The 17,867-nt window shown below is 43.8% G+C and carries 16 protein-coding genes; 10 read left to right on the top strand and 6 right to left on the bottom strand.

Annotation, left to right across the window (positions count from 1 at the left end; all coding sequences use genetic code 11):
- Window positions 1-3: 3 nt before the first annotated feature.
- Both haoB and AB2J24_RS17410 read right to left on the bottom strand, forming a co-directional pair.
- Window positions 4-1,035 carry a hydroxylamine oxidation protein HaoB gene (gene haoB, locus AB2J24_RS17415; RefSeq protein ID WP_367386419.1) on the bottom strand — a complete coding sequence of 344 codons (1,032 nt, stop codon included), beginning with the start codon at window positions 1,033-1,035 and terminating at the stop codon, window positions 4-6.
- Window positions 1,035-2,609, bottom strand: coding sequence for a multiheme c-type cytochrome (locus tag AB2J24_RS17410; RefSeq protein ID WP_367386418.1), 1,575 nt, complete (start codon window positions 2,607-2,609; stop codon window positions 1,035-1,037). Before AB2J24_RS17410 ends, haoB begins: the two co-directional genes overlap by 1 nt.
- Window positions 2,610-2,888: 279 nt before the next feature.
- Here AB2J24_RS17410 and AB2J24_RS17405 point away from each other — a divergent pair, with 279 nt between their 5' ends.
- On the top strand, window positions 2,889-3,275 hold the full coding sequence (locus AB2J24_RS17405) for a hypothetical protein (protein ID WP_367386417.1): 387 nt from the start codon (window positions 2,889-2,891) through the stop codon (window positions 3,273-3,275).
- Between the two features lie 211 nt (window positions 3,276-3,486).
- On the opposite strand, the gene AB2J24_RS17400 is transcribed toward AB2J24_RS17405, so the two are convergent.
- Both AB2J24_RS17400 and AB2J24_RS17395 read right to left on the bottom strand, forming a co-directional pair.
- Window positions 3,487-4,227: a response regulator transcription factor gene (locus tag AB2J24_RS17400; protein ID WP_367386416.1), complete on the bottom strand. Its 741-nt coding sequence runs from the start codon at window positions 4,225-4,227 to the stop codon at window positions 3,487-3,489.
- Window positions 4,228-4,258: 31 nt separating this feature from the next.
- The gene (locus AB2J24_RS17395; protein WP_367386415.1) at window positions 4,259-6,265 is read right to left on the bottom strand and encodes a PAS-domain containing protein; all 2,007 of its coding nucleotides are present in this window, start codon (window positions 6,263-6,265) and stop codon (window positions 4,259-4,261) included.
- Between the two features lie 170 nt (window positions 6,266-6,435).
- On the opposite strand from AB2J24_RS17395, the gene AB2J24_RS17390 reads away from it, so the two are divergent.
- From AB2J24_RS17390 to AB2J24_RS17360, 7 genes are all read left to right on the top strand, one after another.
- The gene (locus AB2J24_RS17390; protein WP_162654836.1) at window positions 6,436-7,242 is read left to right on the top strand and encodes an ABC transporter ATP-binding protein; all 807 of its coding nucleotides are present in this window, start codon (window positions 6,436-6,438) and stop codon (window positions 7,240-7,242) included.
- Entirely contained in the window at window positions 7,242-9,173 is a 1,932-nt protein-coding gene (locus AB2J24_RS17385; RefSeq protein WP_162654837.1) for an AMP-binding protein, read from the top strand. The genes AB2J24_RS17390 and AB2J24_RS17385 overlap by 1 nt, the downstream gene beginning before the upstream one ends.
- A gap of 10 nt (window positions 9,174-9,183) precedes the next feature.
- Window positions 9,184-10,077 carry a branched-chain amino acid ABC transporter permease gene (locus AB2J24_RS17380; protein ID WP_162654838.1) on the top strand — a complete coding sequence of 298 codons (894 nt, stop codon included), beginning with the start codon at window positions 9,184-9,186 and terminating at the stop codon, window positions 10,075-10,077.
- 2 nt (window positions 10,078-10,079) lie between these two features.
- Entirely contained in the window at window positions 10,080-11,150 is a 1,071-nt protein-coding gene (locus tag AB2J24_RS17375) for a branched-chain amino acid ABC transporter permease (RefSeq protein ID WP_162654839.1), read from the top strand.
- A gap of 65 nt (window positions 11,151-11,215) precedes the next feature.
- Window positions 11,216-12,451, top strand: coding sequence for an ABC transporter substrate-binding protein (locus tag AB2J24_RS17370; protein ID WP_367386414.1), 1,236 nt, complete (start codon window positions 11,216-11,218; stop codon window positions 12,449-12,451).
- 60 nt (window positions 12,452-12,511) lie between these two features.
- Entirely contained in the window at window positions 12,512-13,348 is an 837-nt protein-coding gene (locus tag AB2J24_RS17365) for an ABC transporter ATP-binding protein (protein WP_162654841.1), read from the top strand.
- A gap of 12 nt (window positions 13,349-13,360) precedes the next feature.
- On the top strand, window positions 13,361-14,635 hold the full coding sequence (locus AB2J24_RS17360; protein ID WP_367386413.1) for a phenylacetate--CoA ligase family protein: 1,275 nt from the start codon (window positions 13,361-13,363) through the stop codon (window positions 14,633-14,635).
- Window positions 14,636-14,732: 97 nt separating this feature from the next.
- On the opposite strand, the gene AB2J24_RS17355 is transcribed toward AB2J24_RS17360, so the two are convergent.
- Window positions 14,733-15,401 carry a helix-turn-helix transcriptional regulator gene (locus tag AB2J24_RS17355; RefSeq protein WP_367386412.1) on the bottom strand — a complete coding sequence of 223 codons (669 nt, stop codon included), beginning with the start codon at window positions 15,399-15,401 and terminating at the stop codon, window positions 14,733-14,735.
- A 483-nt stretch (window positions 15,402-15,884) separates the two neighbouring features.
- On the opposite strand from AB2J24_RS17355, the gene AB2J24_RS17350 reads away from it, so the two are divergent.
- Both AB2J24_RS17350 and AB2J24_RS17345 read left to right on the top strand, forming a co-directional pair.
- A complete protein-coding gene (locus AB2J24_RS17350; protein ID WP_367386411.1) occupies window positions 15,885-16,619 on the top strand; it encodes an SDR family NAD(P)-dependent oxidoreductase in 735 nt (244 codons plus the stop codon).
- A gap of 180 nt (window positions 16,620-16,799) precedes the next feature.
- Window positions 16,800-17,078: a hypothetical protein gene (locus AB2J24_RS17345; RefSeq protein ID WP_367386410.1), complete on the top strand. Its 279-nt coding sequence runs from the start codon at window positions 16,800-16,802 to the stop codon at window positions 17,076-17,078.
- 11 nt (window positions 17,079-17,089) lie between these two features.
- Here the strand turns inward: AB2J24_RS17345 and AB2J24_RS17340 are convergent, their stop codons facing one another.
- The gene (locus AB2J24_RS17340; protein WP_343162572.1) at window positions 17,090-17,791 is read right to left on the bottom strand and encodes a Crp/Fnr family transcriptional regulator; all 702 of its coding nucleotides are present in this window, start codon (window positions 17,789-17,791) and stop codon (window positions 17,090-17,092) included.
- Window positions 17,792-17,867 lie beyond the last annotated feature (76 nt).

Genomic DNA, 17,867 nt, shown 5'->3' with positions numbered 1-17,867 from the left:
AGGTTAAACTGGTAGTAATTTATAAACCCAGTAGCCGCCCGCCTGAAACACTAGTTTAGTCCCTGGTGCCAGTCCAACTCTCGCGCCATCAAATGGGAGCAGTTGGCCAATAATCGTCGACTTATCTTTGGCATCAGAGAGGAAATATACACGTAAGCGCCCATCTGGGATCTTTACTGCCGCATAGGATGCATAGTTATTTACTGCCTGCCAATCCTTAATCAGACGTGTTAAATCATGAGCATGGGCATCACCTTGAAAATCCTTCATGGCCACCAGCAGCCTGTCACCCAATTCAGCACCAAGATCAAATATGTCGCGCAAGTGAAGAATAATATAAGTATCTTCATTTGCAGACAGCGCTCTCATTTGCGCAGCACCATAAATATCTTCTGAGACAAGCGCTTCACGAAAGTTCATCCATTGTTCGTTTGATGTTTCATTCTCAAAAACTTTAGGTTGCGCATAAGGAAGAATGGCTGAATCCAACCAGCCGTCTGGCATTTGAGTTGATATAATAGGAGTAACACCTGCCAACGGAACATTTACATCATCCATGATATTTTGAATACGGTTCGATAATTCGGGAAAAGCAAGTACCGTCGCAGTCTTGGGCAAGTATTTTTCAAGCGCTGCAAAAAGTTGAAGTTCTTCCTTTGCATAAATATCTGAGCGGAAAATTGGTTGATTAACGTGACTTTTCCAATTGACTACCAAAGGAGGTTTGCCCTCCATTTCAAGCGCTTCAAATGATGTAATGGCCGCTCTTATTCCATCCATCTTGAGGTCGTATCGTTTAATCGTGCCTCCCAGAAGTAGTTTGCTAAGCTCCTTTGTTTCCTCAGAAATATCGGCATCGTCGACCAACTCCAACCTAGGGCTTTCGACAGGCTTCTCATTAGCTTGATGTAAGAAAAACCAGCTGATTAGGATAATTGACGCCAAACCTAAAATGGTGACGGTCGCAATATGCGACCGCCGGAGGGAGTGTTTTGCGATACCCGTTCTCTCATGACTTGCTGTTAAAAGAACCATCACTTAGCCTCAAGTTCTTCGATGCGTTTCTTAAGTGCAGCTTTCTCGCGAAGCTGTGTATCTGCATCGCGGATACGCGCTAGGCTACGAACCAGTTTCGCCCAACCATCGGTGTAAGTAAAACCACCCGGGTTCACATGAGCAAGTCCTTTGAAATGCCTCATATTATGTTGCTCCCACATTTCCGCGAATTCTACATCAACAGCGGTTGGGTTATTGCCCTTAGTGAAAAAGAAGCTAAAGAAACCGCCAGGTCCGTCTTCATCCGGATGAGGTGGTGCCGGACGATTTGTGGTTTGTCCGACTAGAAGACCATCGGCATATAAACCATCCATGACTTCTCTCGCCTGTGAAACTAAGGCAATGCCTTGAGCCGTACCTTTATCAATAACGTCAAAGTAACTGCGAGCAAAACGCTCAGAATGGCATTGAGAACAGGTGGTTATCCAACTATCAAGTCGATCTGAATACCATTCATCATTAATGTTCTCTGCTGTTTCGGGCAGAGGATTGAAACCCCACCGTACTTTGCGAACTACATTATGGCCGTACTCTCCGTCATATTCCATATGGCAGGTCTGGCAGGTTGGCGCAGTTTGCCCACCCTTTTCAAAAGCATCAGCCAACGGTAGTTCCCAATCCCACTGATCACCTGAACTGTTGTAAATTGCGCCATGCCGGGAAAGCATAAAGTTTTCGAATTCATTATGATCGACACCATTATGGCATGTTGAACAAGCCTCTGGTTTTCGTGCTTCAGCTGCAGAAAACTTATGCCTTGAATGACAGGAGCCGCAGGTATTTTGCGTTGTGTGACACAGTGTGCAACCAACGGCAATTTCGCGTTCCTCCATGCCTGCCCAGATGGCTGTGTCGACGTTTGCCAAATATGACAGCGCATGCGAAGGACGGCCAGCTGGCCATTGGCCTTGAGGCCAATTCTGGGTATCGCGTTCTGATTCACGCTCGGCGAACTCTTTTACATGGCACTGACCACATGCTGCGGCATCCGGCATTTTCAGATCAGCCTGGTGATTACCTTTCTCAGCACCCACCCCAATATGACAATCGATACAACCAACCGAATTGAGTGGTTGATCCTTCTCTAACAATCCCATGGAACGAAGGTTGTTTTCGACATCATTGATCATGTCTTTTTTATAAAAACGAGAGTCCGAGGGATCCAGTTTACGGATTTCGTCCAGATTTCCATGCACGCTTCCTTTCCAGGAATGCACCCAACCAGGCGTCACCGATTCATGGCAGGCGACACAATCACTGCGTTCAACTTCAAAGTCTAACTCAGGCGGCACGTAGTGTTCGGTTGGATTTAGGTACATTGAAAATGGAATGGGTTCCCACAAATCAGACAACGCTCCTTCACCTGCACCTTGAGCGGGGTCTCGATAACGCTCAACAATTGCATCATAAAGCACATTTGGCGCAACACTTTTCTCGAGATTAAGCGCCTCATAAAGTTCATCTGGAATGTCTGCCCGTGCACTGGAAGACGCCAACATTGCAAAGGTAGTGAACAAGACAATTAGCGTCTGAATACAGTTTCTATGAATCATGAATTCCCCTCCCGTCCCACAAGCTGACGCAGGACTATCAAGAGGCAATATTACAATTGGTGCTCGAGAAGGAGGTAGATCCATGCCCCGAATAAATGATGGGGCCGGTTGTAATCAACCGGTACTTGCTACATCAAAATGGCATCATTATAAAATTTGTGACTGTATATTTTCAAAGTAGGACAGCCAGCGTTGAGTAAGTGTTTGACGATTGCCATGAAAATTCAACAACCCTTTATCATACCTTTATTACCTGAATCATAGAAGAGAAACTCCACTATGCATAAACTCCTGCTCCTCATAATTGGCACGATTTATATTATTAACTCGCTCGTCATGTGGTTCACACCAATATGGTGGTACGAAACCGTTCCAGGCATTACAATGATGGGTCCATTTAATTTGCATTTCGTACGCGATATAGGTTTGGTCTACCTCATTTCTGGCATCGGATTAATCTATGGCATACGTGTGCCACAAGTTGCTATTTTCGCTTGCTTATGGCCAGCTCTACATGCCTTATTTCATGCATGGATTTTTATCCAAAGAGGCATGCCAGTTGATGTAATCGCTGCAACAAATCTGTTCCTGATTCAGCTTCCAGCATGGTTGAGTGTTTGGGCTGCGATCCAACGTTTTCCTGCGTTGCAGAAGGAAGGACGTTGAAGATATTCAGAACCTCGATGAAGATTGTCGCATGAATTAGATAACAATGATCGCTACTTTGGAGGTCGTGGTACGAGTAAGCGGATTTCATAACAGGCATCATCGTTTGTAAGCAAGATAATCCAACCTGACAATGCCGCTCCACATGCCTGCCAAACATGGAAGGGTGAAATGACAATGTACGGCAAATGACCAAATTGAATTCCAGATATTATTCCCACGTTACATTTGCGACAAACATGTAACCAGCTCCATAAATAGTCTTTATGAGTTTTGGTGCTTGGGGGTCTTCATTTAGTTTTGAACGTAAGCGAGAAATGCGCACATCAATGGATCGATCGAAATTCTGTTCAGCATCAATATCTAATGTAGTGAGTATTTGGGAGCGTGAAAACAATCTATTTGGACCTGATATAAACATTTTCATAATGTCCATTTCAGCTTTGGTTAATGGTGTGGAATGACCATCGACATGTGTCAAAGAATAGTTGGATAAATCAATTGTCCAGTCATCAAAGAATGCTTTAAGATATTTCTTACCGTATGTATCATTAATTACTGCAGGTGTGCTCGCCTTTTCTGTACGGCGTAAAACGGTTCGTATACGGGCAATTAATTCCGCAGTTTCAAATGGTTTTGAAATGTAATCATCGGCACCCATTTCAAGGCCTACTATTTTGTCACTTAATCCACGTCTACCTGAAATTATAATACTGGCAATCTGGTATTTGTCGTTCAGCAACTTAATAAGATCCAACCCATTTTGGTCCGGCAGTCCAAGATCTATTAGGCATAGATCCGGCTTAAATACTTCTAGCTCGATCTCAAATGCAGAAGCCGATTCAAAATGTCGGGCAGTAAAACCATAACTCTCAACCGCGATGCGGATGTTCTCAGCGATATCGCAATCATCTTCGACAATAGCGATTTTGTGTGCAAGTGCATTTTTCATGTAACGATCTTCTTTTTTATGTCCGTTGACATCAGCTTAGTAAGCCTAGAATTGTTTTTGCAAAGACTTGAGAATCAAATGGTTTACGAAGGAGAGTGAATTCATTTTGAGCGTCTTTTATTATCGGGTCTTGTCGCGGTAAACCGCTTACCAATAATATATTTAGTTCCGGTTTGATTACACTCCATTTGCGCGCTAAGTCTAATCCGTTTTCCAAACCGGGCATGATGATATCGGTAATCACTGTGGTTATTTCTGAGACTTGTTCCACAAGGTTACAAGCTTCAATAGCACCATTTGCTTCGATATTTGGTATTCCAAGGGTGACTAGATGATTTCGCATAAGTGCCCTAAGCTCCGGATCATCATCAACAATCAGGAACAACTGGTTACTTAAGTTCTTAAGTTGAGTTGGAGTCTCATTTAGTTTGTTTTGAGATGTACAGAATGGAATCTTCAAGCAGACTTGCCCGCCACCGTCTTGCGTATTTGACAGTTCCAGTTCTCCTGCGGATTGTTCAAGAAACGTATTTACCATGGAAAGCCCAAGTCCGGTTCCTTTCCCTTGTGGCTTAGTTGTAAAGAATGGCTCTTTTGCTTTAGCAATTACGTCTTCTGAGAAGCCATGACCGGTGTCCGTGATGTTAATACAAACAGTTTTCTTTTTATCTTCACCTGTGTTTTCAATCTTTGCAGAGACGGTAATTTTACCTTCTCCATGGTGAGTTTCAATTGCATCTCGTGCATTAAATAAAACATTTAAGATAGCATCTTGAAATGCGCCTTCGTCTACCTGGCTGATGATTTCTTCATCACCGAGTTCGAGGTTGATATTGATGGAGCTGGAAAGCGAAGCGGAAAAGAGTTTTACCAGATCTCGAAGCAAAGCAGATAAGTTCGTAATTTTAATATCAAGGTTTTGGCGAAATAAGAAAGACATCAAATTATCAATTATGCGAGTACCGCGTCTAGCAGCCTGCTCTGTAGAGCGGATCAAATCGGACTGCGAGTTGTCTGCTGCTTTTTCGATGCGTTCGAGATTACCCAAGATTACGGTCAAAATATTTGAAAAGTCATGCGCAAGTCCGCTGGTCAGTTGAGCAGTTGTTTCCAATCTATTTGCTCTTAACTGCATTTCGTTGGCAGCAATTTCCGCAGACACGTTTAGAGACTGAACAAAAACACCATGTGTTACCCCTTCTTCATCTATATCTGGTGAGAATGTTGTGCGCACGGAATGTATATCATCTTCGATGCCTTCTACCCTGTAACTAAAAGTTATTGTGTTCCCCTGAAGGGCGGTTTCCAAATTTGGTTGTATGTGCGCCAAAACTTTTTTGGGAAATACTTCTGTAATGTTTTTATCAACGAGACTGTCTCGTTGAATTCCCATGACATCAGAAAATCGATTGTTGGAGAAGCGATAAATGCAGTGTTCGTCAATATAAGCAATATGAGCTGGCATTGCGCGCGTAATCTTGCGCATTCGCCCTTCTGAAACAAGCAATTCTTGTTTGGTTTTTTGAAGAGCGCGATTTGCTGCCTCTAGAGCGCGGTTGGTTTCTGATAATTGGCCGGTACGACGCAATAGCTTGTCAGATAGTTCATCACTGCGTGCTCTAAGTACTTGTTCATTTCGCCAAGTTTCGGTGATGTCAGAATAAATAGTTACCCATCCTCCACTTTCAAGTGGGTGTCCCTCAACTGATATGCGTTGTCCATTTGGTCTGGTACGTTCAAAATAATGCGGTTCAAACAAGCGGGCACGTTCTATCCGTTCTGCCGCCAATAAGTCTACATCACCAGGCCCAAATTCACCGCGGCGTGCCAGAAAATAGTTCAGATCTGCAAAAGAAAGACCCGGGATGATAATCTCGTTAGGCAATTCAAATAGATCGATAAAACGTTGATTGCAGGTTACTAATGTCATGTTTGCATTAAAAATCGACAAGGCTTGCTGAATGAGATTCAGGCCTTGTTCGATAACGAGATGATCGTTTGATTTATCTGTGGTTCTGGTATTGTAAACTGCTGGCAAACTCGAACCCTCCTTGTCCAACATTTACGGCCAAGTATGACCAAAAATAAAGTTATATCAACTTTATTAGGTAGGAATATTTGCTGTAACATTTCGCAACATTGTTGAAATTTTTGTGAAAAATTTACCGCATATGATGCTATTGTGAGTGTTTGGGAGGACACGCAGTTATGCTATTGGAAGTTGACAATATTTCTCTATCTTTTGGCGGCATCAAGGCGCTCAGCGAGGTCAGTTTTTCGGTTGAAAAAGCTGAGCTTTTTTCGATTATCGGACCAAATGGAGCGGGAAAAACGTCTATGCTGAATTGCATTTCTGGACGATATACTCCCAATAATGGTTCCATTCGTTTCAAAGGTGATGAGCTCATTGGTCGTAATACGAGTGATCGCCCTGATATTGGTATTGGTCGTACATTTCAGAACCTAGCCCTGTTTAATCACATGAGTGTACTCGACAATATTATGGTCGGGCGACACCATCTCCTCAAAAATAATTTTCTGACTGGAATGGCGTATTGGTTTGGTGCACGAACCGAGGAGTTAGAGCACCGCCGCGAAGTTGAAGACATTATCGATTTTTTGGAAATTCAACATATTCGCAACGCAACAGCTGGAACACTCTCTTACGGTTTGCGTAAACGGGTGGAGCTAGCCCGTGCTATCGCACTTAAGCCTGAGCTTGTTCTGCTGGATGAGCCTATGGCTGGCATGAATATGGAAGAGAAAGAAGACATGGCGCGGTTCATTGTCGATCTCAACCAAGAGCTCGGCATGACTGTTATTATGATTGAGCATGACATGGGTGTTGTGATGGATATTTCAGATCGTGTCATGGTTCTCGATTTCGGTGCGAAAGTTTGCGACGGGTTACCAGACGAAGTGATGCAGAATGAACATGTAAAAACGGCTTACCTTGGTGCTGATTATGATGAATCTCCACTTTCATCTAGTGGGCGCGTTGAGGAGGTGGTGTGATGAGTGCATTGATCAAAAAAGGTGATGGTCTGGATACTCTTCCTAAGCTGCTGGCTCACAATGCCAAACATGTTCCAGATGAAGTCGCATTGCGTGAAAAGACATTTGGTATTTGGGTTAGCCAAACCTGGAATGATTATAACAACAATGTCAGGCGTATTGCGTTGGGTCTTGTCGCCCTTGGAATCAAAACAGGTGACGTTGTTGGCCTTATCGGCGATAATCGGCCGGACTGGGTGGCAGGTGAAATAGCAGCACAGGCGTGCGGTGCGGCGACACTTGGTCTTTACCGCGATTTGATGGAACAGGAGCTTGCTTATCTCATAAATTACGCTGAGACGCGATTTGTGTTCGCTGAAGATGAGGAACAGGTCGATAAGTTTCTTAATCTGGATAAAGATTGTGCCTCTATCGAAAAGATTATTTATGAAGACCCGCGCGGAATGCGTAAATATGATGATCCGCGCTTAATCCAACTTGAAGAGCTTCGAAAGCTTGGCGATGAATTGCATGCGAAAAAACCTAATCAATATAACCAAATGGTTGAAGGTGTCGGCGGGAAAGATCTAGCGATTTTATGCACAACGTCTGGCACGACATCTAATCCCAAACTAGCAATGCTGAGTGCTGGTAGCATCATTGATCATTGTCATGATTACTTAATCGTTGATCCGAAAAACCATTTGGATGAATACGTATCCACACTTCCGCTACCCTGGATTATGGAGCAGGTTTATGCGGTGGGTATGTCGCTGATATCGCGCATGACGGTAAATTTTGTTGAAGAACAAGAAACTACAATGTCTGACTTGCGTGAGATTGGGCCGACTTTCGTGCTTTTTGCGCCACGTGTTTGGGAAGATCTCGTGGCAACCGTGCGTGCGCGTATGATGGATTCTTCATGGACTAAGCGTTTAATGTACGACATTTTTTCTGAAATTGGCATCAATGCTTTTGATGCAGGAAAAAACTCAAAGTTGGCGCAGATTGGCTTGTTCAGTGCTCTAAAAGATAGACTTGGTTTGAGCCATGTAACGTCCGCAGCGACAGGCGGCGCGGCACTTGGCCCAGATACATTTAAGTTTTTCCTTGCCATGGGTGTCCCCCTCCGGCAGTTATATGGCCAAACTGAGCTTCTAGGCGCCTATACAATTCACCGCTTTGATGATGTAGATTTTGATACTGTTGGTGTTCCGTTCACTAACGATATTAAAGTTGAAATCAAAGATCCTGATCCCGAAGGAATCGGAGAAATTGTAACAACCCATCAAAATATGTTCATGGGGTATTACAAAAATGAAGCTGCATCGAAAGCCGATATGAAAGATGGCTGGATGCACACCGGCGATGCAGGCTACTATAATGATCAAGGCCACCTTGTGGTGATTGACCGTATTTCAGATTTGGCTGAAATGAAAAGCGGGCTTCGTTTCTCGCCACAATTCATTGAAAATAAGTTGAAGTTTAGCCCCTATGTGGGGGAGGCGGTGATCCTTGGCGCGGGGCGTGATTATCTGGCTGCCATGATTTGTATTCGCTATTCTATTTTAGCCAAGTGGGCTGAAAAGCGTCGAATATCTTTTACTACTTATACCGACCTCTCCTCGCGTCCGGAAGTTTACGAACTAATCGAGAATGAAATTCTGGAAATCAACAAAACACTTCCGGAAGCCCAGCAGATAAAAAAATTCGTGCTGCTCTATAAAGAGTTGGACGCTGACGATGGCGAATTAACGCGCACGCGCAAAGTGCGCCGCAATGTTGTGGCTGAAAAATATGAGAACATTATTGATACGATCTATTCTCAGAATGATCATGTAGATATTGATACGATGATTACCTTCCAAGATGGAACTAAGCAACGCATCCAAACAACAATCGCTGTTCGCGATCTTGATAGTGATGGCACAATGCCAATCGCTGCTGAATAGGAGCAGAATAATGAATACATCACTGTTAATTCAGCTTCTGGCAAATGGACTGATCGTCGGGATGCTCTACGGTGTCATCGCAATGTGTTTTGTGTTGATTTATAAATCAACGCAGGTCGTAAATTTTGCCCAAGGTGAGTTTCTTGTTCTTGGCGCTTGGGTTTGCTTAGCGATGGTTACGAAAGCTGAACTTCCTTTTTGGGTGGCATTTCCTTTCACATTGGTCTTTATGACCCTGTTCGGCATCATGATCCAGATTGTCGTTTTGCGACCACTCATCGGCGAGCCGATCATATCGATCATTATGGTAACAATTGCGCTTTCGATCATTATGCAAGCGGCCCTAAACTGGATGTTCGGAAATTCCGCAGCTAGTTTCCCGCAAATTTTTCCAATTCAAACAGTTGCATTCTTAGGCCTTCAAATTGAAATGGCCTATATTATGAGCCTCGTCCTATCTGTCATCGTAATGGGTGTTTTCTACGCTTTCTTTCAATATTCCAAATACGGATTAGCAATGCGCGCGACTGCCTTCGATCAGCAGGCAGCGCAAAGTCTTGGTGTTTCCGTTGGTCAAGTTTTTGCAATGAGTTGGGCGATCTCCGCAGTTGTTTCTGGCATAGCTGGGATCATTATCGGCATCGTAAGCGGCGTTTCATCTTCCCTAGCTGTGATTGGTATTAAAGTTTTTCCTGCGGTCATTGTTGGCGGGCTAGACTCGATTGTCGGCTCAATTGTTGGTGGCGTTATTATCGGACTTTTAGAAAATCTTGCTGAATTTGTGGATGGGCAATATCTGCAATGGGGCAATCTTTATACTGTTGCGCCGTTCTATGTGCTCATCATCATCCTTGTAATTAAGCCATATGGTTTGTTTGGCACACGTGATATTGAGAGAATCTAAAAATGGCATCTACATCACTTCGTCCTTGCGGTGATTTCCGCACAAGTTACAAACAAGACCAGTATCTATTTCAGACAAAAGTAATAGGCTGGATCGCTGCTATCGCTTTATTGGCTTCGATAGCAGCACCTGCATTTGTGAGCTCTTATCTTATTAATGTTTTGATCTTGGTTGGCATATCCGGAATTGCGGCATTAGGTTTAAATGTGCTTGTTGGCATGACAGGACAGATTAGTCTTGGTCATGCAGCTTTTTATGGTTTCGGCGCTTTTACATCTGCCTACCTTGTGAGCCATTATAGTGTGCCCGTGCTCATCGCAATTCCACTAGCGGGCATTGCGACTGCAATTGTCGGTATGATTTTTGGCTCTCCAGCTGCTCGCATTAAAGGTCTTTATCTAGCCATTGCGACATTGGCATCACAATTTATTCTGGAAGATTTTTTCTCTCGCGCCATCTGGTTTACCAATGGGTATGGCGTTGACGCCTTAAAGCCAGAGTTCTTTGGAATATCGCTTAATACCGACAGCAGTTATTATTATGTGGTTTTATTCTGGGCCGTTATCTCAATGATTGCCGTCGCAAATCTCAAACGTTCGCGAGATGGTCGCGCACTCGTCGCCGTGCGTGATCACTATCTATCTGCCGAAATCATGGGAATTAATCTCACAAAATATCGTATTCTGGCATTTGGTATTTCATCGTTTTTTGCAGGTGTTGCCGGAGCACTATATGCGCACTATATCGAATTTGTTTCGGTGGAAACATTTAGTATTGCATTGTCGATTAACTTTCTGGCGATGATAATTATTGGCGGACTTGGCTCTGTTCCTGGCGCGTTTTTGGGCGCAGCTTTTATTGAGCTTCTGCCGCAATTCGTACAGTTTGTAACAGGTTGGCTAATTAGTGTTTTTCCGATGATCTTTGGATCACTGTCGGAGGGTAAATCCTATATTGAGCAAATCTCTATTGGCACGGTTATCATTCTATTTCTAATTTTCGAACCGGAAGGGCTTGCGCATCGCGTTGGGCAAATCCGTAAATCGATCAAGCTATATCCGTTCTCCTATTAGACGGATCAACTCAGCGCTTAGTCTTGGGAGGACGGCGCTAAATCGAATATAAAAGGAGGAAGACTATGAAGAATATTTCCAAGCTAATCTCAGGTGTTGCATTGGTAGCACTGATTGGTAGTACATCTGCAAATGCCGACAGTGTATTTGTTGGTAATCTTGTTGACTTTACTGGCCCAACTGCTTTCGTTGGTAAACTTTACGGCACTGGTATTAAAGATGCTGTTGATTACATTAACAAAAATGGTGGCATCGACGGCACAACAATAGAGCTTGAGCAGATAGATTATGCCTATAAAGTGCCGCAGGCTATCGCGACCTATAAGCGTTGGACGTCAAGCGGTAAAATGGTCGGTCTTCAAGGTTGGGGTACCGGCGATACAGAAGCATTAATCTCATTTGTTGCTAAAGACAAAATTCCGGTTTGGTCCGCATCATATTCTGGCCACCTAACGGATCCATCCGGTGCGAACCCAAATACGAAGAAGCCAGCACCTTATAATTTCTTTTATGGTCCGAGTTATTCCGATGCATGTCGTGCAATGGTTCAGTGGGCGCAAGAAGATGCAAAATCTAAGGGCATGGAAAAAGCAAAATTTGTGCACCTAGGCGACAATCACCCTTATCCAAATGCACCTAAGAAAGCATGCGGTGAATATGCTGCTGAGTTGGGTATGGAGGTTTTGAATCCAATTGGTGTACCTATGAAACCTGGAGATTTTAAAGCTCAGTGCTTAACCATTAAAGAATCTGGTGCAAACTATGCATTTGTCGCAAATCTTGGTGGGTCGGTCGTATCGTTACTTAAGTCATGTAAAACAGTGGGTGCTGAAGTCACGTACATGGCCAATATTTGGGGTGGTGATCATCTGACAATCGCGGCAGCGGAAGCTGTTGGTTATATTTTCCCTACGGCATCACCATTTTGGGAATCTGAGGTGCCTGGTATGAAGGTTATCAGAGAAATTTATGACCAAGGTACTGCCGATAAATCGGCTAAACCTACACACCACTATGTTCGTGCAATTTGCAGCGCTTTCTACATGAAAGAAGCGATGGAATGGGCCAAGGCAAATGGTGGTTTAACGGGTGAAAATATCCGCAACGGTATGTATGTCAAAACAGATTGGGTACCGGTTGGTCTTGAGGGCGTGTGCGAGCCATCAACATGGACCGACAAGGATCACCGCGGCACAACAAACGTATCAGTTAATAAAGGTACGTTTGAAGGTGGCGAAGTGAAAATTGAAAAAATCGCCAATGTCAGCCTACCACGTCGTGATGACTGGATTGGTTACTAAAATTCATCCCGCGACCTGTTTAAAGGTCGCGGGATTATTTACCTGATCGGAACCTGAACCATGATGCAAGTTAAAGAAGAGACAATTGTTAATCCCGCAAAAGAGCGTGATATTATCTTGTCGGTTGATAATATTGAAGTCGTTTATAACGAATATGTGCTTGTTTTACGCGGATTAAGTCTTGAGGTCGAGCGCGGCTCTATTACCGCTTTGCTTGGTGCAAACGGTGCTGGTAAATCAACAACGCTTAAGGCCATCAGTGGTTTATTGAAATCCGAAGATGGCGAAATTACACGTGGCTCAATTACTTTTGATGGCCAGACTATCAGCAATCAGGAACCGGATTCTACAGTTCGTTCAGGTGTTTTTCAGGTCATGGAAGGCCGACGAATTATTCAAGATATGACGGTGATGGAAAATCTTCGTTTGGGTGCGTTTACACGCAAAGACCGAGCAAATATTGCTGATGATATTGAGCTGGTTTATTCCTATTTTCCGCGCCTTAGGGAGCGTAATGGTCTTGCTGGTTACCTATCCGGCGGGGAACAGCAAATGCTAGCCATTGGTCGCGCGATGATGGCACGCCCAAAACTAATATTGATGGATGAGCCGTCTATGGGACTATCGCCTCTGCTGGTAAAAGAAGTCTTTGGCATCATTAAAAAACTCAACAAAGATTTTGGCGTTTCCATTTTGCTTGTGGAGCAGAATGCAGCAATGGCACTTAATTGCGCCTCACACGGTTATATTATGGAAAATGGAAAAGTTGTGTTGGATGGGACTTCGGCAGAACTGCGTGAGAACGAAGATATCAAGGAATTTTATCTTGGTGGTAGTGGAGAAAGAAAAAGCTTCAAAAATATTAAGTCATTCAAACGTCGTAAACGCTGGTTGTAAGGGGATAAAAATATGGCAAAAGCAAATGTTAATAAAGCAAATCCCCGGACTTGGATTGACCCACGTGAGCTTCGATCTGAAAATGATAGAAAAGCCGAACAACTTAGTAGATTACGCGATGTAATTATTAATGCGCAAAACCAACCATACTATGAAAAGGCTTTTCGCACAGTACCAGTTATCAATTCATTTTCTGATCTGGAAAAATTACCCGTATTACGCAAACAGGATCTTATTGACATTCAACCAGCTGCTCCACCATTCGGCGGATTAATGGGGGATAGCAGCCGCGCAGATTATCTGTTTGTTTCTCCTGGACCAATTCACGAACCTGGGTTCATGGATCCTGATTTTTGGCGCTCGGCACGCGCGTTGCGATCAGCAGGTTTTAAGCAAGGTGATATCGTTCATAATACGTTTTCTTATCATTTAACCCCGGGTGCCTGGATTTTTGATTCTGGTTCTCGTGCGATTGGATGCTCTGTCATTCCAGCAGGAAATGCGCCGATTGAACAACAAGTTATGGCTATTTTTCAATATCAGGCAAATGCTTATGTAGGCACGCCGGATTTTTTGAAAACACTTATTGAAGCATGTCAAGCTGCCGATCGGGGGCCAGTACCTTTCACCAAAGCGATGGTGAGCGGCGGTGCACTCACACCTGGTTTGCGCGATTTTTTCTTCAAATCGGGAGTTCAGGTTTTACAATGTTATGCGACTGCAGAATTAGGTCTTATAGCCTATGAAGTCGATATTTCTGGCCAGATGGTAGCTGATGAAGACGTAATTATAGAGATCATTGACCCGGATACCGGATGTAGTGTGCCGAACGGCCAAGTTGGTGAAGTTGTTGTTACAACGCTTCGCAAGGATTACCCACTTATACGTTTTGGTACGGGTGACCTTTCCTCGTTTGTTGCACCCGAGTTTTGCAAGGCTGACCTTAATGGACGTACTGGCGCTATTCTTGCGGGCTGGCTGGGGCGAGCAGACCAAGCATCAAAGATTCGTGGAATGTTTGTCCGACCAAGCCAACTGACAGCTCTTTGCTCCCAAATTGAAGGGTTGCAACGTGTCCGTCTTGTCATCGATCGTGATAATGAAAAAGATGACATTATGCTATTTTGCGAAATGGAAGATGCCCCAGTAGAAGCGGTGGAAGGTGAGATGCTAGAAAATATAGCACAGTTATTTCGTGAGTTATGCCATCTAAAAACAAAAGTCTCTTTGGTTGACCATGGTACGCTTGTTGATGATGGTCGAGTAATCGTGGATATGCGCAGATAGGTCTTTATCTACGCAGTTTGTATGATTGAGATTATTTGGCGTTCTCGCATAGTTGGCGCGGTATTGTTGTATGTCTGTTCTGCTATTGTAAGCTTGTTTAATGTTTAACCTTGCGTAAAGCTTTTAGATTGCGCTGTGGATCATCGACAAACCGCTCCGGCATTGATTCTATATGAATAATTCTGTCTAATCGGAAGTACCTGAAATCTTGTCGTAAACGACACCATGCCCCTATCATCCACCCTTCTGTAAACACAGTTAGGGAGAGTGGTTCGATTTCTCGTTCGCACCTTGTTTTATCTGGGGTTTTGTACAGTATCTTAAGCAACTCCCGCTGCTGGATCGCTTTGCGTATCATTGGAGTAAAACTCGGTGGTCGAGTGGCATTGCGTGCTACAAAAAAGGGAGCAGCTTGAAGCAACTTGCTGGCTTCTGCTGGTAATGTAGAGCTCAATTTGTCGCGTACTTCTTTGGCGGAGTAAGCAAGCTCTTCATCTGCGGCCTCGATTACAAATTTTAAACCGATTGCCACAGCTGAAATCTGATCAACCGTCATAGTCATTGGTGGGAGGTCAAACCCGGGACGCAGCATATAGCCGACGCCTGGCTCCCCATCAATTGGAACACCCGAAGCCTGCACATGAACGATGTCGCGATAAATTGTGCGAACACTCACTTCCAACTGCTCAGCTAGATCGTCAGCTCGCGAAATTGATTGTGATCGCAGTAAAGCTATTAATCGAAACAAACGTTCAGCTCGACGCAATATTCTCTCCTGACATAATGGTGTCAGGAGTAGTAGTGTATCCATTTCATCTAAACAAGGTGTGTATGCATAAATGGTTACTGACTTTCTTCCTTTTGGCCGTTACATTGTCCTCGTGTCGGGGGTAAATTGTAGGTTGTTATTTTCGTCAAGAATGCGTCTTGGTGTAGTGCCGTCAATTCGGCATATCTGTGGTTCAATTGTTACTTTTTTATTGATCTTTATGGTTGTGCATGACGGGTTAGCTGCGCTTCTGGCAGCCTGTCCTTGGATCCACGTCGCTCTGTCGATGGCAGTGGGTGTATTTATAATTATCTAGGCATAAAGTTGTTGCTAGCCGATCCACTCGACTTAGCGTTTGAACAGTAGACAGACCGCAAAAGCGAGGCAAGCAGGTCCCTAATGATGTTTAATTTTGTACTTGGCGGAATGATTATCCGAAGCGGTGCAAACCTTTTCGTTTCCAATTAGAAAGATAACGCAATGAAAACTCCCAAAATAGCAATAGTAACAGGTGCTTCGCGCGGGATCGGTGCAGCTATTGCAATGCGGTTAGCACGGGATGGGCTTTCAGTAGTTGTGAATTTTAATACCCAACAGGCAAGCGCGGAAGAAGTGTGTCAAAAAATTAGATCGGACGGTGGAACTGCTATGCCGATAGGTGCCGATATTGCAACATCAGTGGGCTGTAAAACATTGGTGGAGGCTGTCAAGTCTGAATTTGGGGGCATAGATGTGCTTGTAAACAATGCCGGGTGGGCGTGTAGATCTTCACTAAAAAAAGTCGCGCATGACACAATGAGGCGTCAGCTTTCGATCAACGTAGAAGGTATGATTATGTTATCACAGTCAGCAACCGCCCACATGAACGATCACGGGCGTATTATCAATATTACCTCGATTGCGGCGGCTGGCGGACCAGATTTCACCGTTTACGGAGCTACCAAAGCAGCTGGAAATTCGATTACAAAAAGTCTTGCACATGAGCTTGGTCCAAGAGGAATAACAGTTAATGCTGTAGCACCAGCTGCTGTGGAGACAGATCTGTTTTATGAGGTCGGACTTGATAAATCGCGCGCAATAAGCCTTCAAAATACGCCACTTGGATTTGAAGGAAGTTGCGTGGATGTTGCAAATGCTGTTTCGTTCTTCGTGTCGCAGGATGCAAAGTGGATCACAGGCCAAGTTCTAAATGTATGTGGCGGTAAGAGCCTGTAGGCAATCACTATTGATTTTGTCTGGTTCCCATCAGATTGTTTCTATTGGTGTCGGGTGAAGTGAAAATCAACACGTCGAACCAATGTCAAATGCTCCATAGCAATTTTACGTATAGACTTTGTGCATGGCTGTTTGTTTTAAATCAAAGAAATTGCTGGAAAATGCTTCTAGATTATTTAAATGATGAACTCGGTTGATTCACCCATAAAAGTAAACAACAAGCGTTTTCGGGCTATTGAACAAGCTTTTGCGCGCGATATCTCAATGGAGGAGCTGCTCCAGCGTTTTCCTGAACTCCTTGTTGCGATTAACAAATATAAACTGCATTGTGCTGGCTGCTTACTTGCTCGATTTCATAATGTCAGCGATGCAGCAATTGAACATGGATGGGATGAGGACGAACTGATGAAAGAATTGATCTTGGAGGTGGCTAGGGAATATGCGGGCCATTCCACATGATTGAAGCTAATTTAATTTGTAATACCATTGGCAACCAACATAAGTTTATGTCCTTCCACCAGGGTGATTTTCTGCCGCCCAGATTTAATAAGTCCCTTATCTTCCCAGGCGCTCAAAAGTCGAGATACAGTATGAAGAGTAGTTCCTGTCATCTCAGAAATATCTTTTCGTGAAATAGGGAAGTCAATTAATATGCCTTCTTCGGTCTTTCGTCCTGTTTGATTTGCAAGCTTTAAAACGGCATTTGCAATACGTTGTTCGACTTTTTCTGTTGCTAACTCGACTACATGTTGTTGTGTCTCGATAAGCCGCTCACCGACAGTTTTGTAGGTGTTCGATGCAAATGTTGGGTACTTATCAGTTAACTCATCCCAAATTGCATCTGATATAACAAGCACAACACAATCAACTGCAGCAATTGCACTGGCGGGGTAATTTTTTTGGCCAACGGCTTTGGCAATGCCAAATAATTCGCCACTGGTGATATATCTCATAACAACTTGCTCACCATCAGGCGTAAGCTTTGCAACTTGTATATAGCCATCCAATAACACATAGAATTTATGGGCTTCATCGGCTTGTGAAAAAATAGCATCGCCTTTAGCAAAGTGCTCCGAGCGAGCTACACCCAATAGTTCGGCTAAGGCCTCGTGATCCATGTCAAGAAATGGAGGTAAATCCTTGATCAGCGATTGGTCGAGCGACATATTCATTTGTAATTTTCTTTGATCATACGCAAGCCCAGCTCTTTAAACTCAGGTTATTAGTATCGTGTTGACTAACTATATA

Source organism: Lentilitoribacter sp. EG35 (assembly GCF_040784015.1).
Taxonomy (GTDB): domain Bacteria; phylum Pseudomonadota; class Alphaproteobacteria; order Rhizobiales; family Rhizobiaceae; genus Lentilitoribacter.
The sequence above is the reverse complement of the archived record's forward strand: the minus strand, read 5'-3'. Positions and strand labels throughout refer to the sequence as shown.